The organism is Nitrococcus mobilis Nb-231, assembly GCF_000153205.1.
Taxonomy (GTDB): domain Bacteria; phylum Pseudomonadota; class Gammaproteobacteria; order Nitrococcales; family Nitrococcaceae; genus Nitrococcus; species Nitrococcus mobilis.
The window spans coordinates 1,768,721-1,794,177 of the sequence record NZ_CH672427.1; the positions used below are offsets into that span (position 1 = coordinate 1,768,721).

26 protein-coding genes are annotated in these 25,457 nt (G+C 60.1%); 12 read left to right on the forward strand and 14 right to left on the reverse strand.

Annotation, left to right across the window (positions count from 1 at the left end):
• The first annotated feature begins 60 nt into the window (after positions 1-60).
• A complete protein-coding gene (locus NB231_RS08115) occupies positions 61-684 on the forward strand; it encodes a DNA-3-methyladenine glycosylase I (protein ID WP_005001497.1) in 624 nt (207 codons plus the stop codon).
• Between the two features lie 62 nt (positions 685-746).
• Here NB231_RS08115 and glpD read toward each other — a convergent pair whose 3' ends face one another.
• The gene (gene glpD / locus NB231_RS08120) at positions 747-2,279 is read right to left on the reverse strand and encodes a glycerol-3-phosphate dehydrogenase (protein ID WP_005001499.1); all 1,533 of its coding nucleotides are present in this window, start codon (positions 2,277-2,279) and stop codon (positions 747-749) included.
• A gap of 247 nt (positions 2,280-2,526) precedes the next feature.
• Here glpD and NB231_RS08125 point away from each other — a divergent pair, with 247 nt between their 5' ends.
• Complete coding sequence (locus NB231_RS08125; RefSeq protein WP_156776948.1) at positions 2,527-2,874, forward strand: PilZ domain-containing protein; 348 nt, start codon at positions 2,527-2,529, stop codon at positions 2,872-2,874.
• Between the two features lie 431 nt (positions 2,875-3,305).
• Entirely contained in the window at positions 3,306-3,878 is a 573-nt protein-coding gene (locus NB231_RS08130; RefSeq protein ID WP_005001502.1) for an FKBP-type peptidyl-prolyl cis-trans isomerase, read from the forward strand.
• Between the two features lie 129 nt (positions 3,879-4,007).
• Here NB231_RS08130 and NB231_RS08135 read toward each other — a convergent pair whose 3' ends face one another.
• The 4 genes from NB231_RS08135 to NB231_RS08150 all read right to left on the reverse strand — a co-directional run bounded on the left by NB231_RS08135 (position 4,008) and on the right by NB231_RS08150 (position 5,634).
• Complete coding sequence (locus NB231_RS08135; RefSeq protein WP_005001503.1) at positions 4,008-4,355, reverse strand: c-type cytochrome; 348 nt, start codon at positions 4,353-4,355, stop codon at positions 4,008-4,010.
• Positions 4,356-4,393: 38 nt separating this feature from the next.
• On the reverse strand, positions 4,394-4,720 hold the full coding sequence (locus NB231_RS08140) for a c-type cytochrome (RefSeq protein WP_005001504.1): 327 nt from the start codon (positions 4,718-4,720) through the stop codon (positions 4,394-4,396).
• Positions 4,721-4,913: 193 nt separating this feature from the next.
• The gene (locus NB231_RS08145) at positions 4,914-5,186 is read right to left on the reverse strand and encodes an acylphosphatase (protein ID WP_005001505.1); all 273 of its coding nucleotides are present in this window, start codon (positions 5,184-5,186) and stop codon (positions 4,914-4,916) included.
• 112 nt (positions 5,187-5,298) lie between these two features.
• Positions 5,299-5,634 carry a DUF4398 domain-containing protein gene (locus NB231_RS08150; RefSeq protein ID WP_232210423.1) on the reverse strand — a complete coding sequence of 112 codons (336 nt, stop codon included), beginning with the start codon at positions 5,632-5,634 and terminating at the stop codon, positions 5,299-5,301.
• 263 nt (positions 5,635-5,897) lie between these two features.
• Here NB231_RS08150 and arsC point away from each other — a divergent pair, with 263 nt between their 5' ends.
• The gene (gene arsC / locus NB231_RS08155) at positions 5,898-6,245 is read left to right on the forward strand and encodes an arsenate reductase (glutaredoxin) (RefSeq protein WP_005001507.1); all 348 of its coding nucleotides are present in this window, start codon (positions 5,898-5,900) and stop codon (positions 6,243-6,245) included.
• Positions 6,246-6,347: 102 nt separating this feature from the next.
• On the opposite strand, the gene hda is transcribed toward arsC, so the two are convergent.
• Together hda and NB231_RS08165 are read right to left on the reverse strand one after the other, a co-directional pair.
• Complete coding sequence (hda, locus tag NB231_RS08160) at positions 6,348-7,082, reverse strand: DnaA regulatory inactivator Hda (protein WP_005001508.1); 735 nt, start codon at positions 7,080-7,082, stop codon at positions 6,348-6,350.
• A gap of 203 nt (positions 7,083-7,285) precedes the next feature.
• Complete coding sequence (locus NB231_RS08165) at positions 7,286-8,422, reverse strand: DUF2066 domain-containing protein (RefSeq protein WP_005001509.1); 1,137 nt, start codon at positions 8,420-8,422, stop codon at positions 7,286-7,288.
• A gap of 102 nt (positions 8,423-8,524) precedes the next feature.
• Here NB231_RS08165 and purM point away from each other — a divergent pair, with 102 nt between their 5' ends.
• Positions 8,525-9,577, forward strand: coding sequence for a phosphoribosylformylglycinamidine cyclo-ligase (gene purM / locus NB231_RS08170; protein WP_005001510.1), 1,053 nt, complete (start codon positions 8,525-8,527; stop codon positions 9,575-9,577).
• 3 nt (positions 9,578-9,580) lie between these two features.
• A complete protein-coding gene (gene purN / locus NB231_RS08175) occupies positions 9,581-10,252 on the forward strand; it encodes a phosphoribosylglycinamide formyltransferase (RefSeq protein WP_005001511.1) in 672 nt (223 codons plus the stop codon).
• A 17-nt stretch (positions 10,253-10,269) separates the two neighbouring features.
• Here the strand turns inward: purN and dcd are convergent, their stop codons facing one another.
• Together dcd and apbC are read right to left on the reverse strand one after the other, a co-directional pair.
• On the reverse strand, positions 10,270-10,833 hold the full coding sequence (gene dcd, locus NB231_RS08180) for a dCTP deaminase (protein WP_005001512.1): 564 nt from the start codon (positions 10,831-10,833) through the stop codon (positions 10,270-10,272).
• 82 nt (positions 10,834-10,915) lie between these two features.
• Positions 10,916-12,007 carry an iron-sulfur cluster carrier protein ApbC gene (gene apbC, locus NB231_RS08185; RefSeq protein WP_040663578.1) on the reverse strand — a complete coding sequence of 364 codons (1,092 nt, stop codon included), beginning with the start codon at positions 12,005-12,007 and terminating at the stop codon, positions 10,916-10,918.
• 181 nt (positions 12,008-12,188) lie between these two features.
• Here apbC and NB231_RS08190 point away from each other — a divergent pair, with 181 nt between their 5' ends.
• From NB231_RS08190 to NB231_RS08205, 4 genes are all read left to right on the forward strand, one after another.
• Positions 12,189-12,713, forward strand: a complete 525-nt coding sequence (locus NB231_RS08190) for a shikimate kinase (RefSeq protein WP_005001514.1) — start codon at positions 12,189-12,191, stop codon at positions 12,711-12,713.
• A 252-nt stretch (positions 12,714-12,965) separates the two neighbouring features.
• Positions 12,966-13,229, forward strand: a complete 264-nt coding sequence (locus NB231_RS08195; RefSeq protein ID WP_084766278.1) for a CsbD family protein — start codon at positions 12,966-12,968, stop codon at positions 13,227-13,229.
• 345 nt (positions 13,230-13,574) lie between these two features.
• A complete protein-coding gene (locus NB231_RS08200; protein ID WP_005001517.1) occupies positions 13,575-16,901 on the forward strand; it encodes a M20/M25/M40 family metallo-hydrolase in 3,327 nt (1,108 codons plus the stop codon).
• Between the two features lie 15 nt (positions 16,902-16,916).
• Entirely contained in the window at positions 16,917-17,993 is a 1,077-nt protein-coding gene (locus NB231_RS08205; protein WP_005001518.1) for a TolB family protein, read from the forward strand.
• On the opposite strand, the gene NB231_RS08210 is transcribed toward NB231_RS08205, so the two are convergent.
• Genes NB231_RS08210 through NB231_RS08225 form a run of 4 tightly spaced genes read right to left on the reverse strand, consistent with a single transcriptional unit; the run spans position 17,990 to position 21,195 of the window.
• Positions 17,990-18,577, reverse strand: a complete 588-nt coding sequence (locus NB231_RS08210; RefSeq protein ID WP_005001519.1) for a hypothetical protein — start codon at positions 18,575-18,577, stop codon at positions 17,990-17,992. The genes NB231_RS08205 and NB231_RS08210 overlap by 4 nt on opposite strands.
• Positions 18,574-19,194 carry an SCO family protein gene (locus tag NB231_RS08215; protein ID WP_005001520.1) on the reverse strand — a complete coding sequence of 207 codons (621 nt, stop codon included), beginning with the start codon at positions 19,192-19,194 and terminating at the stop codon, positions 18,574-18,576. The genes NB231_RS08210 and NB231_RS08215 overlap by 4 nt, the downstream gene beginning before the upstream one ends.
• Positions 19,166-20,653 (reverse strand): cbb3-type cytochrome c oxidase subunit I, encoded by a 1,488-nt coding sequence (locus NB231_RS08220; RefSeq protein ID WP_005001521.1) that lies wholly within the window; start codon positions 20,651-20,653, stop codon positions 19,166-19,168. The genes NB231_RS08215 and NB231_RS08220 overlap by 29 nt, the downstream gene beginning before the upstream one ends.
• Complete coding sequence (locus tag NB231_RS08225) at positions 20,650-21,195, reverse strand: cupredoxin domain-containing protein (protein ID WP_005001522.1); 546 nt, start codon at positions 21,193-21,195, stop codon at positions 20,650-20,652. The genes NB231_RS08220 and NB231_RS08225 overlap by 4 nt, the downstream gene beginning before the upstream one ends.
• Before the next feature lie 241 nt (positions 21,196-21,436).
• On the opposite strand from NB231_RS08225, the gene NB231_RS08230 reads away from it, so the two are divergent.
• Together NB231_RS08230 and NB231_RS08235 are read left to right on the forward strand one after the other, a co-directional pair.
• Complete coding sequence (locus NB231_RS08230; protein WP_040663587.1) at positions 21,437-23,377, forward strand: OPT family oligopeptide transporter; 1,941 nt, start codon at positions 21,437-21,439, stop codon at positions 23,375-23,377.
• Positions 23,378-23,535: 158 nt separating this feature from the next.
• Positions 23,536-23,745 (forward strand): DUF2267 domain-containing protein, encoded by a 210-nt coding sequence (locus tag NB231_RS08235; RefSeq protein ID WP_050756077.1) that lies wholly within the window; start codon positions 23,536-23,538, stop codon positions 23,743-23,745.
• Between the two features lie 83 nt (positions 23,746-23,828).
• On the opposite strand, the gene hmpA is transcribed toward NB231_RS08235, so the two are convergent.
• Positions 23,829-25,001, reverse strand: a complete 1,173-nt coding sequence (hmpA, locus tag NB231_RS08240; protein ID WP_005001526.1) for an NO-inducible flavohemoprotein — start codon at positions 24,999-25,001, stop codon at positions 23,829-23,831.
• Between the last annotated feature and the right edge of the window lie 456 nt (positions 25,002-25,457).

Below are 25,457 nucleotides of genomic sequence, written 5' to 3' on the forward strand. Positions count from 1 at the left end.
GAACGCGGACTGAGGGTCGGCCCTATCATCGGCCCAATGCACTTAACAGGAGCAAAGGACATGCTGCAACGCTGTGCCTGGTGCACTAACGATTCGCTTTACCTCGACTACCACGACCAGGAATGGGGCGTTCCGCTGCACGACGAGCGACGCTTGTTCGAGCTTCTCATACTGGAGGGAATGCAGGCAGGGTTGAGCTGGCTGACCGTGTTGCGAAAGCGCGAGAACTATCGCCATGCGCTCGAGCACTTCGAGCCGGCGCGGGTGGCCGGATTCAGCGACGCGCAGATACAGGCCTTGCTCAACAACCCGGGGCTCATCCGCAACAAGCGCAAGATCGAGGCGCTGCGTCCCAACGCCCGCGCGTTCCTGAGCATCCAGGAGACCTTCGGCCGCTTCGCTGACTATTTATGGCGTTTCGTCGACGGCGCGCCGATCATCAACCATTGGCGCTACCAGATCGAGGTGCCGATCAGCACGGCACGCTCGGATACGCTCTCCAAGGATTTGAAGGCGCGCGGCTTTCAGTTTGTCGGCAGCACCATTTGCTATGCGTACCTGCAGGCGGCCGGGCTGGTCATGGATCATACCACCGACTGCTTTCGCCATGCGCAGCTCGCTCAGACGGACGGCGGTCACGCCACTGCGCGCCTTACCCAGCCGCAGCCCAGGCCGGCCGAGTAATTCAACGTTAGGCGAAGTGCGCGAGCGGCGCTGCTCATCTCTCCGCGACGCAGCTGCGTGCATCAGCGCACCGGCTGTCCGTCAAAGGCCATGAACGGCCGCCTGGTCTGCTCAGCGGCAAGCCACTGGGTAACCCGCGCGGTCTGGGCCTCGTTAAAGCGCAGCCCCAGCTTGCTACGCCGCCAAAGCACATCCGCTGCGGTAACGGCCCACTCGGCATCGACCAGATAACGCAGCTCTGCCTCATACAGCCCGGCGCCGAAGTGCTCGCCCAGCCCGTCGAGTCCACGTGCACCGTTTAGAATCTGATGGAGGCGGGTACCGTAGCTGTGCGCCAGCCGCCGAGCCAACGTCTGCGGCAACCAGCGATAGCGCGCCACCACCCCCCGATAAAACCCCTCGAAGTCGGCATGCGGGATATCGCCGCCGGGCAGCGGCGCCCGGCGTGTCCAATCACCCGTATCGCAACCGAACACCGAGCTCAGTTTCCGCATGGCCTCCCATGCCAGCATTCGATAGGTCGTGATTTTCCCGCCAAACACCGACAGCAGGGGCGCCGGATCAGTGCGCCACTCCAAAAGATAATCGCGGCTGGCCGCCGAGGCCTCGACCCCCTCGCGCTCATCATACAAAGGCCGCACTCCAGAGTAGGCCCAAACGACATCCGCTGGCCTTATCGGCTCCCGAAAATAGCGATTGACGGCCCTGCAGAGGTAGCCGACCTCGATCTCAGTAGTTCGAGCTGCGGCCGGATCACCGTGATAGAGCGTTTCGGTGGTGCCGATTAACGTAAAGTCCTGCTCATAAGGGATAGCAAAGACGATCCGACCGTCATTGTTTTGAAGAATATAGGCATGATCGTGCTCGAAACACTTGGGTACGACGATGTGGCTGCCTTGAACCAGGCGTACCGTATGCTCCGGCCGAACTTGAACCGCTTCGCCTAAGAAGGAAGTAACCCATGGCCCCGTAGCATTGACAAGCGCACGGGCAACCACCCTCCGCTCACTGCCATTGCCTGGGCCGCGCAGCAGGACGCTCCAATTCCGCCCCCTCGCGCACGCCGTCACGCAACGTGTCCGTGGCAGCACCGTCGCGCCGCGTTGCGCAGCGTCCATAGCATTGAGAAGCACCAAACGCGCGTCCTGAACCCGGCAGTCCCAGTAGCCGAACCCCTTGACCAAGCTCGGCACCAGCGCCCGCCCTGCCGCATGCCAGCGCAGATTGATCCCCTTGGAAGGCGGTAACAGCTTGCGCTCACCGAGATGGTCATAGAGCATCAAGCCGGCCCGGATCATCCAGGCAGGTCGCCGGGAAGCGTTATGCGGCATCACGAAATGCAACGGCGAAATGATGTGGGGCGCATTGCGCAGCAGCACCTCCCGTTCCTTGAGGGCCTTCGTTACCAAACCGAACTCGTAGTATTGGAGATAGCGAAGCCCACCATGGATCAGCTTAGTGCTGGCCGAGGAGGTAAAACTAGCCAGATCAGCCTGCTCGCAGAGCAACACCCGCAATCCGCGCCCCACGGCATCTCGCGCAATACCGGTGCCGTTAATCCCACCGCCGACGACTAGAAGATCGTATGTCTCCACAGCGCTCACACCCCAGGCTCGGCCCTATTGACCTTTTACCAAAACCATGCTTTTCACTCATCAGAAGCAGGCCAAGCGGACCAGCCTATGGTATTCTTTTTAATTCCACAGTGGGCTTGTATTGCGCGGCAGCGCAGACGGTTTGGCGTTGGGAACCAGCAATCGGCGCAGCTGGCGGCGTAGACAAAGCATACGCAGCAAATCATAGTTGTACCTAAACTTAGTTTGTCGTATGGCCGGAGGCGCCATGAAGGATGCACGTAGAAGAGCGCGTGATGTCGTGGATAAGTTTTTACCCGTATATCACCGTGAAACAAAAGAGCTGATCGGATATTTAACCGATGTAACGGTCGATGGCGGCATGCTGGAGACGGGTGAGCCACTGGGTGAGGAGTTCTTCCCATTACGGATCGAGCTTGCCGATGAAATTAGCGGCGGCCGCCATATCGACATTGATGCACGTTGCGTATGGACACGCAAAGACCGTAACGCGATTTTTCACAACTCTGGGTTCGAATTTCAAGACATTTCGAGCGAAACGCGCACCCGAATTGCCGAGCTTGCAGAACGTTATCGCTTAAACATCTCAAAATAATTCACGTTGTTAGCCGCATGAGACGTAACTTCTCATTAAGTCCGGGCGTAATGTATGCGGGGTGGCGGAGGTAAGATTACGGTCGTGCATTAAATGCAAAATTATCAAGTGCTTATTGTTGATGGTAAGCAACGAACCACTCTCTTCAATGTCTTCTTGCCCGGACTTAATGAGAAGTTACCATGAGACTATAGCGCTAACGAACTCGAAATCGCAGCGGCCCGGGTTGCGAGCCTTCCGCACATGCCAAGCATATTCGGCAGACCGATAAACCGCATGAAGCCGCCAGGTGGGCACCAAAGGACTTACGCTATTGCTGCGGATGTTCGTAAACGCCTGCCGCCTGGCGCCCCATGCATATGCTTGGGATCGGTGATGGCAAAGGTTATACTTTGCCATCATCGCCAAAACCAATTATTTAGAGGTTCGATATGCAAGTTGCCAAAGGCAAAGTCGTGGCGATTAGTTACACGCTGCGCACTAACGGCGTGATCCGCTATATAACCAAAGAGAACAAACCTTTGGAATATCTCCACGGCGCCGGCACCATCATCCCGGGGCTGGAGAAGGCACTGGAAGGCAAAATAGGCGGCGATCAACTCAGCATCACTGTCCCTCCGGAGGAGGGCTACGGCGAGCGCGATGAAAGCCTTCAGCAGAAGGTGCCCGCCGAAGTTTTTCAGGGCGTGGAACAACTCGAACCTGGGATGCAATTCCAGGCCCAAGGCGAGGATAAGAAGCGCCTCGAAACCGTAACCATCGTCGATGTCGATGAAGAGGAGCAGACCATTACGCTCGACACGAATCACCCACTGGCTGGCCAGACGCTGGAATTCGATATCACTGTGAACAACGTGCGGGAAGCCACCGAAAGTGAGCTCGAGCGGGGTTACGTGGCCTCTCCACGAGCGCCGAAACGTACCCGTTACCGCCCCCCCGAGCCTAGCCATGATCATCACGGCCATGATCACAGCCACGACGACCACCATGAGCATGGGCACTGAATTGCCCAGCAGGCACCGCGCACCATCATTTTATCGAGAAGGCAAAAACAAGGGGTGCCTCCGGGAGGCACCCCTTGTTTTTTGCAGCCACAACAGCCGCGTTGGCCGACAAAATTGCGCTATCGATCATTACTTATGCAAGGTGGTGAGCGCACTCTCCTCACGCGACAGATAGGCTGCAATGTCGTACATATCCTCTTCGGAAAGGCCAGCGGCCATCCCCGCCATCATGGGATTCTTCCGATCCCCTTCCTTATAGCCTTGCAGGGCCTCAACCAGGTAGTCGCTATATTGTCCCGCCAAAATCGGGAATGTTGGGGCAGAGCTGCGCCCGCCTTCGCCATGGCAATTGGTGCAGCCTTTCTGTTGGTATTTCTGGCCACCCGCCCTGGCATCGCCGAATTCGATGGCAAAAGCCTGAACCGAAAACAGGAGGCAGGATAAGAGGCCGAGCGAAAAGACAAGTCTGCGCGTCATATTTTTGAACTCCCTAATTCGTTATCGGCTCGACTACACTACTTCCCGGCCCGGGCAAAATAGGCTGCGATGTCCTCCATATCCTGTGTGCTCAACTGATTCGCTTGAGCGCGCATCGTTGGATTATCGCGATTTCCGTTCTTGTACTCCTGCAGCGCAGAGACGATGTATGCCGCGTGCTGCCCCCCGACCTTTGGTACGTGGAATACCGGGGACTTTGTAGAAGAGTAACGGTAACCCGGGATAGCATGGCAACCTAGACAAGTCTCCGCCTTCTGCTGCCCTTTGGCCGGATTACCTGCGGCTTGTGCTGCAGTGGCCGCCGCGATCATCAAGCCAATAAAAATCAAAAACTTCGCTCTCATGGTTCCCTCTTAAAACCTCTGGAGGACCAAAATTACCGACGACGTAGCACCCATCCCGAATACCCTATGGCCGGCCGCCGGGCACTAAATAACTCGCCGTGTAACGCCGTTTTTTATGATAACATAAATTATATTGGAAGTAAAGGCATCAGGTCAACCCGACAACGCCGTTTCTCGAAAAAATAGCTGCCAGTCACACAATGTCGAATCCCTGGATGTTGGGGTCCGCTGCGGACTCGACCTCCACGGCCGTGACCCGGGACTGCGAAGGCCCCCTGCGCAACCACACGACCAGAGCATCAATTGCACGCGTCTCACCACAAGCGAGCACTTCGACGCGACCATCCGGAAGATTTCTGACATAGCCGCACAGCCCCAACCGGATGGCTTGCTTACGCGTACTGGCCCGATAAAATACACCCTGCACCTTTCCGGAGACATAACAACGGATGCACCGTATGCTCATAAGCGAAACGGATTGATCCAAATGAATTGCGCAGAGACTATCGGAGTTTCTTTGTTATATTGCAACCAAATTATGCGCCTCGAGGTGGGAAACTCAATTTGCTCTCATGCGGCTATGGCGTGCGTTGCACGGCCAATGCCGCCTTGCGCGCGGCAATTGCCCGCGCCCGAGCTGTCAATGCGGTCCGTCGCGCCAGTTTATATTCACCCCGATACAAGCTCAGCATGGCCTGCTCCATCAGACTCTGCGCCTCTTGAAAGCGCTTGGGCGAATATTGCGGGCTCCCAGCTGCGCGAGCCGCCTCGATAGCCTGGCGTGCATCGCTCATCTCCTGCACGGGTGCTTGCTCAGGATCGGCCGGCAAAGTAGCGCAACCCGCCGCCCACATGGCAGCGCCCAGCGTCACCGCAAGCAGGACACCCCGCACTACACCCGTTTGCCTACTCATCCACCGCAACTGCACTTTGTGATTTGATCGTGTGGCGAGCCCACAACGAAAGCCCCGTTTCGCAGTTATCTATTCTAAAACAAACCTGCACCGATCTGTTACAGCACCCATTGGGTAGGCTACACCGCTACCCCACGAGCCATGCTCGTCGCAGACCCGACCACGAAGCGAACGTAGGCGGCTACGGGCGATGACTGGCGGAAAGTTGTATTATCTCAGCTTTGGTTTTACTGCCCAGCCCCGGCCCCGCCTAGGAGGTAACCATGGCTGTTCGCATTTATCATAACCCCAACTGCTCCAAGTCCCGCGCTACACTCGAGCTGCTCCGAGACCGCGGCGTCGAACCCGAGATCATCGAATATTTGAAGACTCCGCCGAGCGAGGCCGAGCTGGAGGCCATTCTCACGGACTTGGGATTCACTCCACGGGAGTTGATGCGCCGCAATGAACCCGAATACCGCGACCACGCGTTGGACAGTGATTCATTAACACGCGAGCAGCTCATCCGCGCCATGGTTCAGCACCCTCGACTGATCGAGCGGCCGATCGTAGTCAACCGAGGGAAAGTCGCAATTGGTCGCCCCCCAGAGGCTGTTTTGAAGATTCTATAACAGCCGCGCCGCTTACCCGCTCCGGCAGAGATCGGCGGTCTCAACCCTCTGCGCCGAGGTAGAATATTATGTTAAATGTCCCCGTAGCAGCGTTGCTGTGATCTAATCGTTGTTCGCCTCGGCCAGCACCTTTTTGACAAACGGAACAGTAAGGCGACGCTGCGCTTGCAGCGATGCCGCATCGAACTTGTCAAGCAGCTGAAAGAAATAGCCCGTGTCGCGCCGGCAATGGTTGAGCAGATAACGCGCCGTCGCCTTGGGCAGTTCCAGACCGCGGCGCTGTGCTCGCCGAGATAAAGCCAGCACGTTGTCCTCGTCGCCGAGCTTCTCTAACCGTAGCACCAGCACCCCTTGCAGACGTGAAACAAGATCGGGCAAGGCTAGGCCCAGCTTCGCCGGACGCCGTGGGCCGGCCATGAGCAGTTCTCGGCCGGCGTCCTGCAGCCGATTGAATAGATGAAAGGCGGCCTGTTGCCACTCGATGGCTTTGGTCAAGCAGTCCAGATCGTCGAGCGCCACCACATCGACCCCTTCCAACTCTTGCAAAAGCCGTGGTGAGCGATTTACCAACTGCCGGAGAGGCAGATAAACCACAGCCCGCCCCCAAGCGCTGGCTTCGCCGCAAGCCGCCTGCAGCAAATGCGATTTGCCAACTCCAGGCTCGCCGTAGAGATAAATCACACGCCTACGATCACCCTTCCCGATAAGTTCCAGAGCCGCCACCGCCTCGGCATTTGGGCCAGCAACGAATCCGGCAAAATCGAAACGCTCATCCCATTGGAAATCCAAAGCCAGCTGCCGCCCACAGCTGCAATCATTGCTTCCTGTTCCGACCATACCAACCATCGCTCTGCAAATGGAACCTACCGCTTGCTACCAGTACCACGACGCAGCCTCTTTTAGCGTCGAGCTGAATACATCGGCACACTCTACCGCTCCTAATCCAAGACGCTAAGAGCAGCGGCAACAACAGAACAATAAGCGCAACCGCTCCGCGCCAACGGCGCTATGGCTCACTTTGCCCAAGAAAGCGGATTGATTCATCGGATCAGCCGATAGGTAAGCTCACTCTGAGCCGAGGACGGATTGTCGGCGGCACTTCCATCGGACGAGGCGAGCGGCAACGGGGCGGAGGATTCCAACCTTGGGTGATGCGCCAACTCCTGCTCAATCTGACTGCGGGCCACGTTCAGTGAGAGTTTTATGCTGACCCACTCCGCCTCGGCCCGACGTAAGTGTATCGCAGCCACACCTGGCAAACTTGTCAGCAGTTCCTCAAGCGCTGCAAACCGCTCCAGCGAGTCGACCCCGCCGATCCGGATCTGCAGCCGGCTGGACGCGGCCAGATCGGGTAACAGCGTGTAGCTGGAGCGCAGCCTCGCGGCCAACACCGGCACGCCTTGCGCCAACGCCTGCTCGATGCTGACACCCCCGCTCTCCCAGCTGCTATTCGAATCATCTTGATACAGCGACCAACGTCCCTGCCAGTTGCCCGAGCGGCTCCGAGTGATCCGCAGTATCAGCACTAACTCGGTCGAATAGCGGCGCGAGGCCGCCAGCACCGGCTCACTGAATCCATCGGCAACATCACTGTAGCTCACGCGCTGCCGATCCTGGCTATCCAAGAGTGGGAAAATCACCGGTATCCCAAGCTCGGCAACGGCCCTGCTCAGCGCCTCGTGCAGCTGCGACCCAGCCGCCGCGTTGACCAATTCCTGCTCACCATTGGAGTCAAATGCAAACCACACCAGCACTGGCGGCCGCGCGGCCTGCCAAATGGGAATCCCACGCTGGATCAAGACACGGCGCAGGCTCTGCCCATCGAAGCGCGTGATCAGCTCGAGTCGCCCCCCTTCGCCATGCTCGTAGTGATATTGCTGCAAATACGGCTGCGGGCTCGTCATCAACGAGGCTACCGGCGCCGCATGAGCAATATCCGCACGCCCGGTCAAGCGCACCAGAACTTGGGTAATAGCGGCCCTTAGCGCTTCAGCGCGGGCACCGGCACTTTGGTCGGTAACTGCCACCCGAGCGGTGGGCAAATCCTGCCCACAGGCGGTACGGCTTGAGCCGGCATACAGCAAGGTCAAGCCAATGCACACTATGAAAACCCTTGCCATGAGACCGGCGCCCATCGCCTTACCCCCCTCCGAGGCATACTCGACCACGGCTCGCATTTCGCTCACCTACGGTAGCATGAACACTAGGCAGGCCGTCCCCCGGCATTCATATTGCCGAGCTCGGGGACTACCATTAGGGATCTTGCAAGGAGACACATCGTGGCTGAGGACACCTCTCGGGCAAATCTGACGTACCGGGACGCCGGCGTCGACATCGACGCCGGCGCCCAGCTTGTGGAACGCATCAAGGCGGATGTGGCAACGACCATGCGCCCCGAAGTACTAGGCGGACTCGGTGGCTTCGGCGGACTGTTCGAGCTGTCACTGCAACGCTACCACAATCCCGTATTGGTCTGCGGCAGTGACGGGGTCGGGACTAAACTGAAATTAGCCATCGAAACAGGCTGCCATGAAACCATCGGGGTCGACCTAGTGGCGATGTGTGTCAATGATATCGTCGTCACGGGCGCCGAGCCGCTGTTCTTCCTCGATTATTATGCAACCGGCCGGCTCGAGTTGGATGTGGCGCAACGGGTGATTCGGGGCATTACGCGAGGATGCCGCGAAGCCGGTGCCGCACTCATCGGCGGCGAAACCGCGGAGATGCCAGGTATTTATGCGAGTAACCACTACGATCTGGCGGGCTTTAGCGTCGGCATCGTGGAAAAAGCCGCCATCATCGACGGCAGCCGCGTGCGCCCCGGTGATGCGCTGATCGGTATCGCCTCCAGCGGCCTGCACTCCAACGGCTACTCGCTGGTGCGACATGTGCTGGAAACCCGTGGCATCACCCTGGCCACCGAGCTGAATGGCCAAGCTCTAACGGAGCTGCTAATGACGCCGACCCGCATTTACGTCCGTGCGGTACGCGCCCTCATCGAGGAAGTGGAGATTCGCGCCCTCTGCCATATTACCGGCGGGGGGCTGCTCGACAATCTGCCGCGGGTCTTGCCGAGCAAAACGCAAGCCCGGATCGATGCCCACACCTGGGAGTGGCCCACGGTCTTCAGCTGGCTCCAGCGCGAAGGCGGCATCTCCAGGCAAGAGATGTACCGGGTATTCAACTGCGGGGTCGGAATGGTGGTTGCGCTCGCGCCACAGGACGTCGATCACGCACTGGGGGTGTTGCGAAGCGCGGGCGAAACCGCTTGGCAATTGGGTGAAGTGGCGGCGGGACCCACCGAGCGGCCACTGGTGCGAATCGAGGAGTGAGCAATGCCTGCAGCGGCGTTGCGCGTTGTCGTGCTGATCTCGGGCCATGGCAGCAACCTACAGATTTTCATCGATGGCCAAAATTCCGGGCACCTGCCCATCGACATACAAGCCGTGATCAGCAACCGAGCCGATGCCTATGGGCTCGTGCGCGCCGAGCGGGCAGGCATCGAATATGAAATTCTGACGCAGCGGGATTTCGCTGACCGAGAACACTACGACCGCGCCCTACGGGACCGAGTAGCCCACTACCGAGCGGAGCTGGTCATCATGGCCGGCTTCATGCGTATTCTCACGCCGGTATTCGTCTGCGCCTACGAGGGGCGCCTGATCAATATTCACCCCTCGCTGTTGCCCGCCTTGCGCGGGCTGCATACCCACGAACGGGTGCTGCAAGCGGGCCTGAGCGAGCACGGCTGCAGCGTGCACTACGTAACCCCGGAGTTGGATGCCGGACCGGTGATCGTTCAGGCCCGGGTACCCGTGCAGCAGGGTGACCGCGTAGAGTCTTTGCAGCAACGGGTGCAGCGCCAGGAATACCGCATCTACCCGCTTGCCGTTCGCTGGATCGCCGAGGGGCGTATCGAGCTGCGCGACGGCGCTGTCTGGTACCAGGGGCGACGCCAGGACCAGCCCCCGGTCGTGACCGCTGACGATGACCTGGACCGTCTTTAGCGAACAGGCCCGTCCCGTCAAGGTCGCGGTAAAGTAACGCCACGCTGGCCCATGTATTTACCGCTGCGATCCTTGTAAGAGCGCTCACAGACCTCATCGGATTCGAGGAATAGCATCTGCGCAACCCCCTCATGGGCATAGATCTTCGCCGGCAGCGGCGTGGTGTTCGAGAACTCCAACGTGACGTGCCCTTCCCATTCGGGCTCGAGCGGCGTTACGTTAACGATAATCCCGCAGCGGGCATAGGTGGATTTGCCCAGACAAATCGTGAGGACGTTACGGGGAATGCGCAGAAACTCGATGGTCCGCGCCAAAGCAAAGGAATTCGGCGGGATGATGCAGACATCGGCCTTGACGTCGACGAAGCTCGACTCGTCGAAGCGCTTCGGATCGACGATGGCCGAGTTGATGTTCGTGAAAATTTTGAACTCATCGGCGCATCGCACATCGTAACCGTAACTCGAAGTACCATACGAGATCAGCCGACCGGCCGAGCTCTGGCGGACCTGCTCCGGCTCGAAGGGCTCGATCATGCCCTCCGCCGCCATGCGGCGGATCCAACTGTCGGGCTTGATACTCATTCGCTCACCGGCCGCAAAACGTCCGACCCACGGCTAGCGGCCTTGTGCAGCACGCGCCGGCGCGGCGCCCATAGCAACATTTTCAATCCTCCACCACGATCTGGGGAAATGGGCTCGAAGGCGCCGCGGCAAGCTTCGAGAGCTGTGCGGCCGTGCGCAAGGCGGCTTGCCGATAAAGTTCGGCAACCCGCCCATCGGGCTCCGCGACCACACTGGGTCGGCCGTTATCCGCTTGCTCACGGATGCGCCCGTCCAGCGGCAACGCGCCGATCAATACCACGCCTTCCTCCTCCGCCAAGCGCTTGCCGCCGCCTTCCCCGAAGATGTGCTCCGCATGACCGCACTGACTGCAGGTGTGGATGCTCATGTTCTCGAGCACCCCCAGCACGGGCACCCTGACCTTCTGAAACATCCGAATGCCCTTGCGGGCATCGAGCGTTGCGATTTCCTGCGGAGTCGTCACTACGACGGCCCCGCTGACTGGTACCCGCTGCGCCAGAGTCAGTTGGATATCACCGGTACCGGGCGGCAGGTCCACGACGAGGTAATCGAGATCCTGCCAACGTGTGTCGTTGAGCAACTGGGTCAAGGCTTGGGTAACCATGGGACCCCGCCAGACCATCGGCGCCTCCTCTTCGATGAGAAAGCCGATGGACATGACTTGGACCCCATAATTCTCCAACGGCGTGATGCTCTTGCCATCGGGGCTCTCGGGACGCCGACCGGCCACGCCCATCATGCGAGGCTGACTCGGACCGTAGATATCGGCATCGAGCACCCCGACTCTGGCCCCTTCATCGGCGAGTGCCAAAGCCAGGTTGGCGGCGACCGTCGATTTACCCACTCCGCCTTTGGCCGAGGCGACGGCGATGATGTTGCGCACATTCGCAAGCGGCTTCAACTTCACTTGCACGGCCCGCGAAGTAACCCGCCAGCCGACTTCTACCGTAACCTCTATCCCAGGCAGCGCTGCCGTTACCACATCGACCAAGCCCGCACGCAGTTGCACCTGGTAGCGCCCGACCGGAAAACCCAGCCGCAATAGGATACGAACGCGCCGGTCTTCCGTTACGATCCGCTCGACCGCGCCGGCCGTAAGCAAATCCATACCTAAAAACGGTTCGGTCCACCGCTGGATCGCCTGCTCGATCGCCGTGCGGCTTACTTCAGCCATAACCGTGCCACCTTTTAGCAACGAATTCACCGTATAAATTCTAACCCCGGAGGCGATCCGAAACCCACCGCAGATTCGGCTCGCAGCGGCGCCCGCACGGTTGCGTTTCATCGTGTTTTCTGGCGCTATTGCGCGGTGTAACTGTCGTACCAACCACTGCCCAGTTTACAGGGATCTTCGAATGGCCGATGAGCGCAACAATATCGTGCTGATTGGTATGCCCGGCGCGGGCAAAAGCACAATCGGGGTGCTGCTCGCCAAGCAGCTTGCCAAGAATTTCGTCGACACCGATGTGATCATCCAAAGTGTTGAGGGGCGCACCTTGCAACACATAGTCGACCACGAAGGACATCTGGCGCTGCGCGCCATCGAGGAGCGGGAGTTGACCCAACTCAGCTTGTCCAACCATATCATTGCAACCGGCGGCAGCGCCGCCTACAGCGAGCGCGCAATGGCCGCTTTGCGCCGTAATGGGGTCATCGTCTATCTCAAGGTGGGTTATCCGACATTGGCCCGTCGCGTAACCAATCTTGGCAGCCGCGGAATTGCCAAAGCGGCCCACCAAACGCTCGCGGATGTCTTCGCCGAGCGTATCCCTTTATACGAACAACACGCGGATATCGTCATCGACTGCGACTCCCTGAACCAAGAGCAAATAGTCGAGTCCATCTGTACTGCGCTTGGCAACCACCCGCACCGGCAATAGTTGGCTGCTCGGTAGAGTTGGCTAAGACAGTGCTTCCATTGGAACACCGTCGACGAAAACGGCACGATGCACTCGCCCTCTTTGCCTGCGTGCCGCAGACACTTCACAAAGCTGGCCTTAAAACGCATCTGTACAGGAAAAAAACCACCTTACAACTATACTGGAAAAAGTGCGGGCACACCGGAAGGAGGAGGTGTAAGGACAGGGTAGATTGTTATCAGGTCGATCCATACGAACATGGTGGAGGCCAACATGTACACGGATCAGATCACAGGCAACTGGCATATCTTCAAGGGCAAGGTCAGGCAGCGCTGGGCAGAGTTCACCAACGAGGATTTGGACCATGTCATCGGCGGGTTCGAAGAAGAACTCTCCGGAAAGATCCAAACGATCTATGGCATCAGCAAGGAAAAGGCGGACCGGGAAATCAAGGAGTGGTTAATGAGCGATCATGATCCGCACTACTGGAGCGGCGGCGCATCAAGCGGTGGCGGAGGCTCTTGCTCGAGCGTTTGACTCTTTCACATAAAAATGTCGAGGGCAGGTGGGTAAAGTTTCTCTTGCCTTGGCGGGTGGGGGAAAAGAGGTATGAAGTAATCTCCCCCACCCGTGGCAGTAAGTGAGGAGAGAGCATTTTGGATTTTCTCGGTTAGCCGGAACTTTTGAACCCCACCGGCTCCAGCATCCAACCGCACCGAAAAGCATGTATCGGCGTGATGCCGAAGAGCTCCCCCAATTGCGCAACTCACCCAAGCACTCTGCGTAACGGAAATCGGCTGATCGTCGCCTGCCATGCCTTTGGTCGCGGTTTCGTATTAAGATTCCCCGTCCGCCCAATTACTGACAAGCCGCACGAAACCCATGCTCTGGCACAAAACGCTGCATTTCCTGACGATCGGGCTGATTTTGCTGCTACTCACCGGCGCGGCGGTGGCCGGGGTTCATCATAAGCTGCACATCACGCTGAAGCCGGATGGCCACCGCCTCGAGGCGGTCGATACGGTTACCCTGCCCGAGCATCATTCGACACCGGTGACATTCCGTCTGCATACTGGTCTCGATCCGCGCATCCAAGAACCCGACGTGCAGCTGCGCCGACTCGGCCACAAAGGCCTCACCGAGAAATACGCAATAGAGATCGATGCGTCCGTCCGTCGCTTCACCGTGGCGTACCAGGGCGAGATCTTTCATCCCGTCGCGTCGGCCAGCGAAGAATATGCACGCAGCTTTAGCGGCTCTGCGGGCGTGATTGGGCCGGATGGGGTTTTCTTGCCCGGCGCGAGCTTTTGGTATCCCCAACTGGGGGATGATCTCGTGACCTTCTCTCTTACGGTCACGCTCCCGCCGGGATGGCGCTCGGTCAGCCAGGGTGTGCGTACGCAGCCGGCTGCGTCCGACGCAGGCCGGGCGCGGGAGGAACTCTGGTCGATCGAGCACCCCCAGGAGGAGATCTACCTGATCGCAGGCGCGTTCACGGAATACCGCGCGCAGGACGGCGAGGTGGCCGCCATGGCCTTCTTGCGCGAGCCGGACGCCGCCCTGGCCCGCAAGTACCTCGCGGCCACCGCCCGCTATATCGAGATGTACCGCCGGCTGATTGGCGCTTATCCCTACCGGAAGTTCGCGCTGGTGGAGAACTTTTGGGAGACCGGCTACGGGATGCCCTCCTTTACCCTGCTCGGCCCACGTGTCATTCGCCTTCCCTTCATTCTGCGTTCCTCCTATCCCCACGAGATCCTGCACAATTGGTGGGGGAACGGGGTCTATGTCGACTACGCCACAGGGAATTGGGCCGAAGGGTTGACCAGCTACCTAGCCGACCATCTGCTCAAAGCGCAGCAGGGCCAGGGCGCAGCATACCGCCGAGAGACATTGCAGAAATACACCGATTATGTGCGCGAGGATCGGGATTTCCCATTGACCGAGTTCCGCGCCCGGCACAGCTCCGCCTCCGAAGCCGTCGGTTACGGCAAGGCCATGATGCTGTTTCACATGCTGCGCGAGCAACTCGGCGATGCGGCCTTCATCGAGGTGCTCCGGAAGTTTTATCATCAGCACCTGTTTCAGGTCGCAAGCTTTGAGGATTGGGCGGCCACCTTCAGTCGAGTGAGCGGCCAGCCTTTGCACGCCTTCTTCGAGCAATGGGTGGCACGCACCGGTGCCCCTTTGCTGCGGGTTTATGACGCCCGGGTCGTACCAGTAGGCGATGGCTATCGCCTCACGGCCACGGTCGAGCAGATTCAGCCCGGCGCAGCCTACCGACTGGAGCTACCGGTTACGGTTTATTTGGCAGGCCGAGATGCGGCCTACCAGACTCGTCTCGCTATGGCGGAGAAAACGCTGCGCCTCACGCTGCGCTTGCCGGCTCGGCCGCTGCGCCTGGATGTCGATCCCCAGTTCGACCTCTTCCGTCGACTCCACCGTGATGAGATTCCGCCCGCACTCAGCCAGATCTTCGGCGCTGAGCGGGTCCTAATCGTGTTATCGGCCGAAACGCCCCAGGCGGTGCAAAAAGGCTATGCGGCGCTTGCTCGGGCCTGGCAACGTGAGCGGGGCGAGCAGTTGCAGGTCACCACCGACGCCGCGCTGAGCGAATTGCCCACTGATCGGGCGATATGGCTGTTCGGATGGGAGAACCGCTTCCGTCCGGCGTTGGATCAAGCGCTCAAACAGGCTGTCTTCAGCGCGGCTGCCGAACGCGTGCAGATCGCCGGCTCCGAGCTCGAGCGGGCTCGGCATTCGATCGTGGTCGTCGCCCGCCAGCGCCAGAACCCCGCTCATGCCCTGGCCTGGCTTGCGGCCGACAACGTGGCCGCGCTGCCGGGGTTGGCCCGCAAGCTGCCCCATTACGGCCGATACAGCTATCTGGGCTTCACCGGTTCGGCCCCCGAGAATGTCATAAAGGGTCGGTGGCCAGTGGTGAGCTCGCCCATGTCGATCCCGCTCGGCGGCGCGCACGGCCCTCTTAAGGCCAGGCTGGCACCGCGCAAACCCCTGGCGGAGCTGCCGCCTCTGTTCAAACCCCGGCGCATGATGCGAGACATCAGTTACCTAGCCGACCCCGATATGGCGGGGCGGGGGCTGGGTACGCCGGCACTCGACCGGGCGGCCCGCTATATTGCCGAGCAATTGCAGGCCGCTGGGCTCAAACCGGCCGGAGAAGACGGCAGCTATTATCAGACCTGGACAAGCCGGGTGACTGGGCTCGGACGCCGCGTGGCCCTGCGCAATGTCGTGGCGCGTTTCCCTGGCACCCATCCGGAACGCCCGGCGGTAATCGTGGGGGCCCATTACGATCACCTAGGACGAGGCTGGCCTGATGTCCATCGGGGAGATGAGGGCAAAGTGCACCCCGGCGCCGATGACAATGCCAGCGGCATTGCGGTTATGCTGGAGCTGGCCCGCACCCTAGGCCCGGCCTGGCATCCCGCGCGCACGGTCGAATTTGTGGCCTTCACCGGCGAAGAAGCGGGCCAGCTCGGCTCGACTCACTATATGGAGCACTTGGCCGAGAATCCGGCAAGCCGCCCCATGGCCATGATCAACCTGGACACCGTTGGCCGTCTCGGCACAGACAAGCTCCTCGTGCTCGCCACCGGCTCGGCCCGAGAGTGGCCGCCCCTTTTCCGCGGGGCGGGCTTTGTCAGCGGCGTTCCTATCAAAATCGTCGCCCGTGACATCGGTTCGAGCGATCAAACCCCCTTCCTGAAGGCCGGCATTCCGGCGGTGCAGCTCTTCACGGGAGCGCACGGCGACTATCATCGCCCCACCGATACCGTCGACAAGATCGATTCGGCGGGTTTGTCCGGAATTACTGCCGCCCTGAAAGAGGTGGTGGAGCATCTGGCCAACCGAACTGAGCCCTTACACTCCGAGCGGCTCGCCGCCACCGCGCAGGCGACGCGTGCTACCCTCGGCACACGCCGGCCCGTGCAGCTGGGCTGCGTACCGGATTTTGCATGGGCGGGCCAAGGTGTGCGATTGTCGGGCGTCACGCCCGATACTCCGGCCGAAGCGGCCGGCCTGCGCGCCGGCGATGTCATTATCCGACTCGATGGCGCGACCATCGACACGCTGGCCGATTTCGCCAAGATCCTGCGCCGCTTTGCGCCAGGCCAGTCGCTGGTCATTGAATTGCTGCGCGATGGCAAGCCGCGGACCGTTACGGCGCGGGTGGTCGCGCGCTGACTTCGAGGAGCCGAGATGATGCAGACGATCAACGGCCTGACGGCCTGGCTGCTGCTGGTGGCGGTCTTGGGAGCCGGCGCTACCGCACGAGCGGCGGATAGCTCGGCGCCGACTGAGCAGCCGCTGCACTATACAGGTGAAAAGCATTTCCAGCACATCCGCCAGCTAACCTTTGGTGGGCAGAATGCCGAGGCTTATTTTTCCTTCGACGGCACCGAACTCATTTTTCAGTCCACCCGCGACGGTCGGGCGTGCGATGCCATCTACCGCATGGACACCGAAGGCCATAACGTACGCCGGGTCTCTTCGGGCAAAGGCGCGACGACTTGCTCGTTCATCGCACCGAACGGGCGCTCCATCATTTATGCTTCCACTCACCTTGCGGGCGAGCGATGCCCTACCAAGCCGGATCGTTCGCAGGGCTACGTTTGGCCTTTGTATCCAGGCTACGACATTTTCCGCGCTGGCCCGGAAGGGGAAAATCCGGCCCGCTTGACCGACACCCCGGGCTACGATGCAGAAGGCGTCTATTCACCTTTGGGAGACAAGATCGTTTTCACCTCGATGCGCACCGGCGATCTGGAACTTTTCATGATGAATCCGGACGGCAGCACCGTCGAGCAGTTGACCGACGAGCCCGGCTATGACGGCGGTGCCTTTTTCTCCCGCGACGGGCAGTGGCTCGTTTGGCGCGCCTCGCGCCCTCAAGACAAAGCGCTCGAGGATTACCGGCGCTTGCTCCGCCAAGGCTTGGTCCGCCCGGGACGGCTGGAGATCTACATCATGAACCTGAACGAGCGCCAACCCATCCAGCTGACGGATAACGGCGCGGCCAACTTTGCCCCCTATTGGCACCCGGACGGCCAGCACATCGTCTTCTCATCCAACATGCACGACCCGAGCGGGCGCAATTTCGATCTCTACCTCATGGATGTGGAGACGCGCGCCCTTGAGCAGCTCACCTACTATCCCGGCTTCGATGGCTTCCCGATGTTTTCCCATGACGGCAAAAAGCTGGTGTTTGCCTCGAATCGCAACGGCACAGTAGCCGGTGAGACCAACGTGTTCATAGTGGACTGGGAGCCGCGTTAAGCGGCGCTCTTCAGCGAATCGAAGCGCCCCCAAAGAAGTTTCCAAGCAAGCCAGAACAACAGCCCGGAACCGATGGCCAGCATGCATTCACCGAGCCGCTGCTGATCGTTGAGCAGGTAGTTGTTGCACAGCCGCACGGGCGAGGCCAGATACAACCAGCCCAGGCGGAAACACGTGGCGATGAGCTCGGCCAGCAACACGCCCCTGACGATGAAGCCCATGCGGGGCCAGCTCAGCGCGAACGGCAACCCGATCAGCAGCGGCGCCGACAGGTATTTGGCCACCGCCAACAGCGGCACCGTGGTGGCGGCATCGAGTACGCGTGGCAGCATCCAGTAAGCAGCGGTGAGAGTCGCGAGAACGAGCCCGGCGATGCCGCGATAATTCCAATTCTCGGTCCTTGCGAGTATTCGTTCAGGTACGGCAGCGCGCAATAACCATCCCACGGCGATCAGCAGCGGGATCTGCACCAGCACCTGCGCAGTCAGGCTCGCCTCCAGGGCCTGTTTCACCGGCGGCATCAGCAACACGAGAAAGAGCAGCGTCGCGCTGCCGGAGGAGCAGGACTGTGCTCGGATTATCATTGACCGAGCTCCCGCAGCAGGATCCGGGCGACGCGGCCAGGGTTTCCCCGGTCGAGGATTGCAACCAGCCGGCCACGCGGATCGACGATATGAATGGCAGCGTTGTGGGTATAGCCGCCTTGAGCGTTGGGGATAATGGTGATGCCGAATACCCGTTTGATTTGCGCGAGTCCCTCCGGGGTAACCGGCCGTGCCGCGAGCCAGCCAGCAGCGCGGCTGCGCGAGCGCTGCAGGTAGGTGGCGAGCCGCGCCGGCGTATCGTGCGCCGGATCGAAGCTGATGCTGAGCAACCGCACGCTGCCGCGCGCCAGCGGTGCGCCGAGCCGGTCCTGCAGCTGTGCAAACTCGTCTCCCAGCGCCACGCAAGAGGTCGAGCAACGGGTATAAATGAAATCGATCAGCAGCCACTGGCCGCGCAAATCGGCGAGATTGATGCGTGCGCCGGACTGGGTCTCTAGCATCACCACCGCCGGGGTTGCTACCGGATGCTGGCGGAGCGCGACGCGGCGCGCCGTCTCGGTGGTGAAGGCCTGGAAACGGTCGGTGGCGCCCATCAGTATGGTACCACCGGCCGCTGCCACGATTACGCTAGCCAGCAGGGTGCGCTGGATCGACATGAGCCGGCGCCCTCAACAATCCGGCGATGATGCGCCCGGTAAACAGCAACATCGCGGCGATCACCAGGATGGCGGCGATAGAACTGGCCTGATCGTACGGCACCCATTGCGGTAAATGCACCGCGTAGCGCCGTGGCGCGCTAACATGCCCTGCGGCCAGGAGCGCAACAGCGAATGCCAGGCCGCCGACGGCATATATTGGAAAGCTCAGCTTGTCGGTGGTGGCATCGGCGAGCGATTGTGCGCGGCCGGCGATCACGTGAAACATCAGTGCGAGAATCATCGGCAGCACCCCGAGCAGTAGATAGAAATGAAAGTGACCCGGCACCCACTGGGTGTTGTGCATCACTTCGTTGATGCGGATGGTGGCGTCGATGATTGCCGGCACGATGCCCGCGGCCCAGCCGTACATCGACAGCATCATAAGTTTTGCCGGCATGCGCCAGCGTATTCCGCAACGATAGACGTTGGTCAGCGCGCCGTATGCCGTTACCACGAACACCGGTAGCCCGCTCGCATAGGAGACGATCTGGCCCATCACCAGCATCCAGTGCGGCATGACATAATCCATCAGCAGGTGGTGCGGATAGACACTCAGAACCATGACGGTGCTCGCCGCCCACGCCCACAGGAACGGGCGCGAGATGCCATAGGGCCGTCCGCTGTAGCGTGGCAAGAGTTCGTAGACCGCGATCACCCCCATGTAGATGGTGGCGTTGATGAACGTGTGGCCGAAGAGGTAGATCAGATTCTTGGCGAGCAGCGCATTGAGCGCCAGCTCCGGGAAATAGGCATTGATGATCGACATCACCAGCACCACCGCACCGGCTAGGGTACCGATGGAGTTGGTGATGATCACCATGGTGCTCGCCACCACGGTCTTCGGGTGCACCGGGTCGATCTCCCCACCGAACAGCCATTGCAGACCCAGTGCCCGGCCGAGATTGCCATAGACTCGGATGACGCCCGCCATTGCATCCAGATAAAAGAGCAGGAAGCCGACGCCGATTGCAATGTAGCCGAGCATGAACAGCACCGCGGCATGCACGGTCCATTCGCCCATGGAATGCACCGGCAGGGGGTACAGAAACGTCCACGCGCCAGCGTAGCCGCCGATGAAAACAGCCGCCAGAATGGCCAGTGCGCCGAGCGTGAACAGTACATAGTTGGTCAGGAACGCCCACAGATTCAGACGCACGTATTTGCGCAGGAAAAACCACATCACGGCACTGCTCGCGAGTCCCATTGTGCCGACCGTGCCTGCCCCGTGTGCGGTCATGATCTGGTAGAAAAGGGTGGGCGGAAGGCTGAGCCAGGTACCCTGCGCCATGCGCATGACCAGCCCGAACAACATCATCAGGACAAACACCACCAGCGCGGTGATGATGTAAAGGTTGAAAACGACACGCTCGCCGCGCGTCAGCCTTTCGTCTTCGGGGTAGAGCGTGGGCACACTCATGATTGATCCCCCCTGGCAGCGGCGACGACCTCGAGCTCCGCCATCATAGCGTGATGCTCCAGGCCGCAGTACTCGAGGCAGCGGATGCGGTAAGTGCCGGGTTGGCGGAAGGTGTACAAGAGCTTATTGGTGAACCCCGGCATGGCCTGCGTCTGAATGACGATTCGCTCATCCGGGGCGTAAATCGCGAAGCCGTGATTAACGTCGGCGCTGGTCACCCGGAACTCCACCGGGACTCCGGCTTCGAGCTGATTTCGGCTCAGTTGCCAAGCCCACTGGTGCGCCACCACGTTGACAACCTGCGCGGCCTTCAGGGGCGTGTGCTGGTCGGGGATCGGGAACGGTTTCAAGGTAGCCCAGGTGACGCCGATGCCGAACACCACCAAAGCCAGGAACCACCATCGCCGTATTGCGTTGGCAGTGTTCTGCACCCGGTTCGAATCGGTGGGCTTTCCGGCTTGGGCGATCACGAAGATGAACCCCAACGTGACGGCCGCCAAGCCCAGAAGCGTGATCAGCCAGATTTCGTTCTGCAAAATCATAGCAGGTCCCAATAAACGCGAAACATGCATGAAAACTATTGAAATATAGACGGCCTCTGAGCGACTTTCAGCCGGCGTCGCTTAGCAGCGGCAGGGGATTCGCAATGAAGAACCCGGAGGCTGAGCTGTGGAGACAAGTGTTACTCGGCCTTGGCATTGTCTTCGCGCGGCTCGCCAAGCAAGCTCAGAGGCTTCGAATGGGGGAGGGCATTTGATGAACCATGCCAGCAAGGTGGGCGTAATGTTGCCGCCGGCGCCCCGCGGCATGCTGCCGCAGCTCACGGTCAAGGCCGTGATCCTCGGCATCATACTGGCGATAGTGATGGCAGCCGCCAACGCCTACCTCGGCCTGTTCACCGGAATGACGGTGTCGGCGTCGATTCCAGCCGCCGTCATTTCGATGGGCGTTCTGCGTTTGTTCCGCCACTCCAACATCATAGAGAACAATATCGTGCAGACCGGCGCGTCGGCGGGGGAGGCGCTTGCCGCCGGCGCCATTTTTACGCTGCCAGCACTGATTCTGCTGCACCACTGGAGCCACTTTCATTATTGGTGGGTCGTTGGCCTCACCGGGGCCGGCGGGCTACTCGGCGTACTGTTCACGATCCCGCTGCGCCGCTCGCTAATCGTCGATCAGAAGCTGGCATTCCCTGAAGGAACGGCGACCGCCGAAGTGCTTAAGGTCGGCGACCATCCGCGGGCCGGGCTAAACGCGCTGGCGCTCGCCGCGTTGCTCGGCGCACTGGCCAAGCTCGCCACGACCGGCTTGCAACTCTTTCCCGGCATCGCTGTAGCCGCCGGCTATATTAGTCGCCGTGCGGTCGGCTATGTCGGCCTGCATATTTCACCGGCACTGCTCGGAGTGGGCTACATCGTCGGGCTGAACATCGCGTCGCTGGTATTCCTCGGCGGCGCGATCTCCTGGTTCGTCGCCATTCCGATTTTCGGCGCGTATTTCATTACCACGGATCCGCAACTGGCAGCGTTGGCGGCTACGCATCCGGGCGCAGCCGATCTTGCCAGAGAAATCTGGTCGACTCAGATCCGCTACCTTGGTGTTGGCGCCATGCTGGTCGGCGGCCTCTGGGCGCTGCTCTCGCTGCGCGCGTCGCTGTTTGTCGGCATCAAAGGCGGCCTGGAGCAGCATCGCGCTGGCCGCGCGGCGCTTGCCAATCGCTCGGAAACGGACAAAGACATACCCATGCAATGGGTGCTGATAGCGGTTGCTGCCTTGGTCGCACCGCTCTTCTATCTTTTTCAGAGCATCACCGGCGCGCTCGTCGTCAGCCTGCCGATGACCGGCATCATGCTCGTCGCCGCATTCCTGTTCGCGTCGGTCGGCGGCTACATGGCCGGCCTCGTCGGCTCGTCGAATAACCCCATCTCCGGGATTACCATTACAACCATTCTGTTCGCCGCGCTGGTGTTGTTATGGCTGATGGGTGCGCGTTCCACAATTGGCCCGGCCGCGGCCATCCTGATCGGCGCAGTGGTCTGCTCGGCGGCTGCAATCGCCGGCGATAATTTGCAGGATCTGAAAGCCGGACATCTGATCGGCGCGACGGCCTGGAAGCTGCAGATAATGCAGGGCGTCGGTGTGGTCTCGGCGGTGCTGGTCATGGCGCCGATTCTGAACCTCCTCCTACGCGCTTACGGCTTCGGGGCGCCGACCACGCTGCACCCGCAGGCGCTACCCGCGCCGCAGGCAAGCTTGATGGCTGCAGTCGCGCAGGGGGTGTTCGGCGCGGGGCTACCATGGGCGATGATCGGCACCGGCGCGGGCATCGGTATTGCCGTCATCGCCTTCGACGAATGGCTTAAGTACCGCAAGGCCCGCTGGCGTGCGCCGGTGTTGGCGGTAGCTGTTGGTAGCTATCTACCGTTGGAGCTCGCGACACCGATTTTTCTCGGTGGCTTGGTCGCGTACGGCGCGCGTCGCTACAACGGGCGACGCCACGGGCTGGGGCACACCGAGGAGCACATGCGCCGCGGCATGTTATTCGCAGCCGGGCTCATCACCGGTGAAGCGCTGCTCGGGATCGCGCTCGCGGTACCGATCGTGATTACCCATGACGCGAATGTTGTCGCGCTGCCGGAGGCAATACGGCAAGGCAGCTGGCTAGGATTGCTCGTGATCGTGTTGATCGCAGCGGGGTTGGCACGGGTCGCGATGCGTGCGTAAGCTGCTCCGAGCCATAGCCACTCGGGTGAGTATGCCGTATAGGTTGGAATGTTTGGCCCGCTCACACAGTTGTCTTAGCCGGGTTGTTGAACTAGCTTTGCAGGTCACCTATGCGCGGTTAGATGCCTATCACACCCCAATCCATGGGAGTTGCCACTATGGATGAGCTCATTGCCTTGGTCGCCGAGAAGACCGGCCTTTCGCCCGAGCTGTCGCAAACAGCCGCCGAGACGGTACTGGACTTTCTCAAGGCCAGACTGCCCGAGCCGCTGCCTAGACAAATCGACGCTGCGCTGGGCAACTCAGGTACCAGCAGTGGCGAGGACGCCGCCAATAAAATGGTCCGCAGCCTCTTCGGAAAAGAATAGGCGGAGTCCAGCACGAAGCGTACCTTACCGAGCGCGCTCGGCAAGGTACGCAGAGGAGAAGACTCTCCGTTCGGTGTCACCGCTTATTCCAAGGCTTGAGCCGGCCCGAAGAACTCGAAGTGACGCCGGTGTTGCGGCACGCCAACTTGGCTCAATAACCGCAGCATCTTACGCATGAATGGCACCGGACCAAGAAAGTAAACCTCGCTGTCGGGCAGCAGATATTGCGAGAGCACTTCTGCGTTCACCTGCCCATATACATCAGCATCATCGCCTTGATCTGCTTGATCGTAAAGGTAGCAGCGCTCGATGTGGTCATGAGACTGTGTCAGCTGATCTACATGATCACGAAACGCATGATGTCTCTGCTTGGTGGCGGCATGCACGAAGCGAACGGGGCGCCTGCTGCCGGCAAGTGCGTTGAGCATGGCGATGGCCGGTGTGATACCGACTCCGCCGGTGAGCAGTACCACCGGATGATCCCCCTCACGTAGCTTGAAGTTGCCGCTTGGTGGATAAAGATTAAGGGTGTCACCGACTGCAACGCTCTCATGCAAATACCCCGAAACTCGGCCCCAAGGCTCGCGCTTGACGGAGATTCGGTAGTGCCGACCATTGGGGGCGTCGGAGAGGGAATAATTACGCCGCACGGGCTCCCCGTCGACGATCACATCCAAGCCGATGTATTGCCCGGGGGTGAAGCCCATGATCGGACCACCGTCTACGGGCTCGAGGTAAAAGGAAGTAATGACCTCGCTTTCGGGCTGCTTGCGAGCGACGCGGAAGGTTCGTAGCCCGCGCCAACCACCCAGCTGACGTTCGCGCGCCCCGTAGAGGGCCTCCTCGCGCTCGATAAGCAAATTGGCGAGCTGCCAATACGCGGCCTCCCAGCTTTCAGCGAGCTCCGGGGTTAACGCATCGCCAAGCACCTCGGCCATTGCCTGCAACAGGCAAGTACCGACGATGGGGTAATGCTCAGGCAGAATGTTCAACGACACGTGCTTGTTGACGATCAATTCAATCGCATCGTTGAGGATCTCCGGCTGCTCAATGTGGCGCGCGTAGGCCAGGATCGCGCCGGCCAGCGCGCGCTGCTGCGCCCCGTCGCTCTGATGGGTCTGGTTGAACAGCGCGCGTACCTGCGGGTAATCCCGGAACATGAGTTGATAGAAATGGCGCGTCAGCGACTCGCCGTGTTCAACCAAGGCAGGTATGGACGCTTTGATCAATTGAGTTTGGTGTTCACTCAGCGACATATCCGATTGCCTTCCTTCAGCTTGTGATGAGATGTAGCGGGCTGACCCAACCGACACTAGCGCGTGGAAACAGCCATAAAATGCCTTCCTAATCGATTGCTAGGCGCATCGGCCCTTTTCTGGGACAGGTCTTTCACTACCGGCGAAGACAGCTTTGACCAACAATCGGGAACAACTATACATGAATAAGAAATATTTAAAATATTTTTTTAGAGGGCGGCCCCCGAGCTTACCCTGAGTCTATTCACAGCATCTCTCGACCCTCGCCTCGCCGTAGGGCACTGAAAATCGCTGGATACCGCGGATTAACCGACATCGACATGGCTGAACTTTGGTGCGTAGTCAGGAAAATTTAATGCTGCATTGAACCTCTAGGCGATTCACCAAGGCTATGGTATGGTCAGCGCGGTTGTGAGTATGGTTGTCAACTGACGGCTTTTTTGCAGAGACCCCTAT

Bases quoted from the DNA above. Each gene is read 5' to 3' on its own strand.
- NB231_RS08140 (WP_005001504.1), bottom strand. From the start codon at position 4,720: ATGAGAGCGAAGTTTTTGATTTTTATTGGCTTGATGATCGCGGCGGCC.
- purN (WP_005001511.1), top strand. From the start codon at position 9,581: ATGCCTGCAGCGGCGTTGCGCGTTGTCGTGCTGATCTCGGGCCATGGC.
- NB231_RS08200 (WP_005001517.1), top strand. From the start codon at position 13,575: ATGCTCTGGCACAAAACGCTGCATTTCCTGACGATCGGGCTGATTTTG.
- NB231_RS08135 (WP_005001503.1), bottom strand. From the start codon at position 4,355: ATGACGCGCAGACTTGTCTTTTCGCTCGGCCTCTTATCCTGCCTCCTG.
- apbC (WP_040663578.1), bottom strand. From the start codon at position 12,007: ATGGCTGAAGTAAGCCGCACGGCGATCGAGCAGGCGATCCAGCGGTGG.
- NB231_RS08205 (WP_005001518.1), top strand. From the start codon at position 16,917: ATGATGCAGACGATCAACGGCCTGACGGCCTGGCTGCTGCTGGTGGCG.
- NB231_RS08130 (WP_005001502.1), top strand. From the start codon at position 3,306: ATGCAAGTTGCCAAAGGCAAAGTCGTGGCGATTAGTTACACGCTGCGC.
- NB231_RS08195 (WP_084766278.1), top strand. From the start codon at position 12,966: ATGTACACGGATCAGATCACAGGCAACTGGCATATCTTCAAGGGCAAG.
- NB231_RS08150 (WP_232210423.1), bottom strand. From the start codon at position 5,634: ATGAGTAGGCAAACGGGTGTAGTGCGGGGTGTCCTGCTTGCGGTGACG.
- dcd (WP_005001512.1), bottom strand. From the start codon at position 10,833: ATGAGTATCAAGCCCGACAGTTGGATCCGCCGCATGGCGGCGGAGGGC.
- NB231_RS08230 (WP_040663587.1), top strand. From the start codon at position 21,437: ATGTTGCCGCCGGCGCCCCGCGGCATGCTGCCGCAGCTCACGGTCAAG.
- NB231_RS08215 (WP_005001520.1), bottom strand. From the start codon at position 19,194: ATGTCGATCCAGCGCACCCTGCTGGCTAGCGTAATCGTGGCAGCGGCC.
- NB231_RS08145 (WP_005001505.1), bottom strand. From the start codon at position 5,186: ATGAGCATACGGTGCATCCGTTGTTATGTCTCCGGAAAGGTGCAGGGT.
- NB231_RS08190 (WP_005001514.1), top strand. From the start codon at position 12,189: ATGGCCGATGAGCGCAACAATATCGTGCTGATTGGTATGCCCGGCGCG.
- NB231_RS08115 (WP_005001497.1), top strand. From the start codon at position 61: ATGCTGCAACGCTGTGCCTGGTGCACTAACGATTCGCTTTACCTCGAC.
- NB231_RS08210 (WP_005001519.1), bottom strand. From the start codon at position 18,577: ATGATAATCCGAGCACAGTCCTGCTCCTCCGGCAGCGCGACGCTGCTC.
- NB231_RS08235 (WP_050756077.1), top strand. From the start codon at position 23,536: ATGGATGAGCTCATTGCCTTGGTCGCCGAGAAGACCGGCCTTTCGCCC.
- NB231_RS08125 (WP_156776948.1), top strand. From the start codon at position 2,527: ATGAAGGATGCACGTAGAAGAGCGCGTGATGTCGTGGATAAGTTTTTA.
- arsC (WP_005001507.1), top strand. From the start codon at position 5,898: ATGGCTGTTCGCATTTATCATAACCCCAACTGCTCCAAGTCCCGCGCT.
- NB231_RS08225 (WP_005001522.1), bottom strand. From the start codon at position 21,195: ATGATTTTGCAGAACGAAATCTGGCTGATCACGCTTCTGGGCTTGGCG.
- NB231_RS08220 (WP_005001521.1), bottom strand. From the start codon at position 20,653: ATGAGTGTGCCCACGCTCTACCCCGAAGACGAAAGGCTGACGCGCGGC.
- NB231_RS08165 (WP_005001509.1), bottom strand. From the start codon at position 8,422: ATGCGAGCCGTGGTCGAGTATGCCTCGGAGGGGGGTAAGGCGATGGGC.
- hmpA (WP_005001526.1), bottom strand. From the start codon at position 25,001: ATGTCGCTGAGTGAACACCAAACTCAATTGATCAAAGCGTCCATACCT.
- hda (WP_005001508.1), bottom strand. From the start codon at position 7,082: ATGGTCGGAACAGGAAGCAATGATTGCAGCTGTGGGCGGCAGCTGGCT.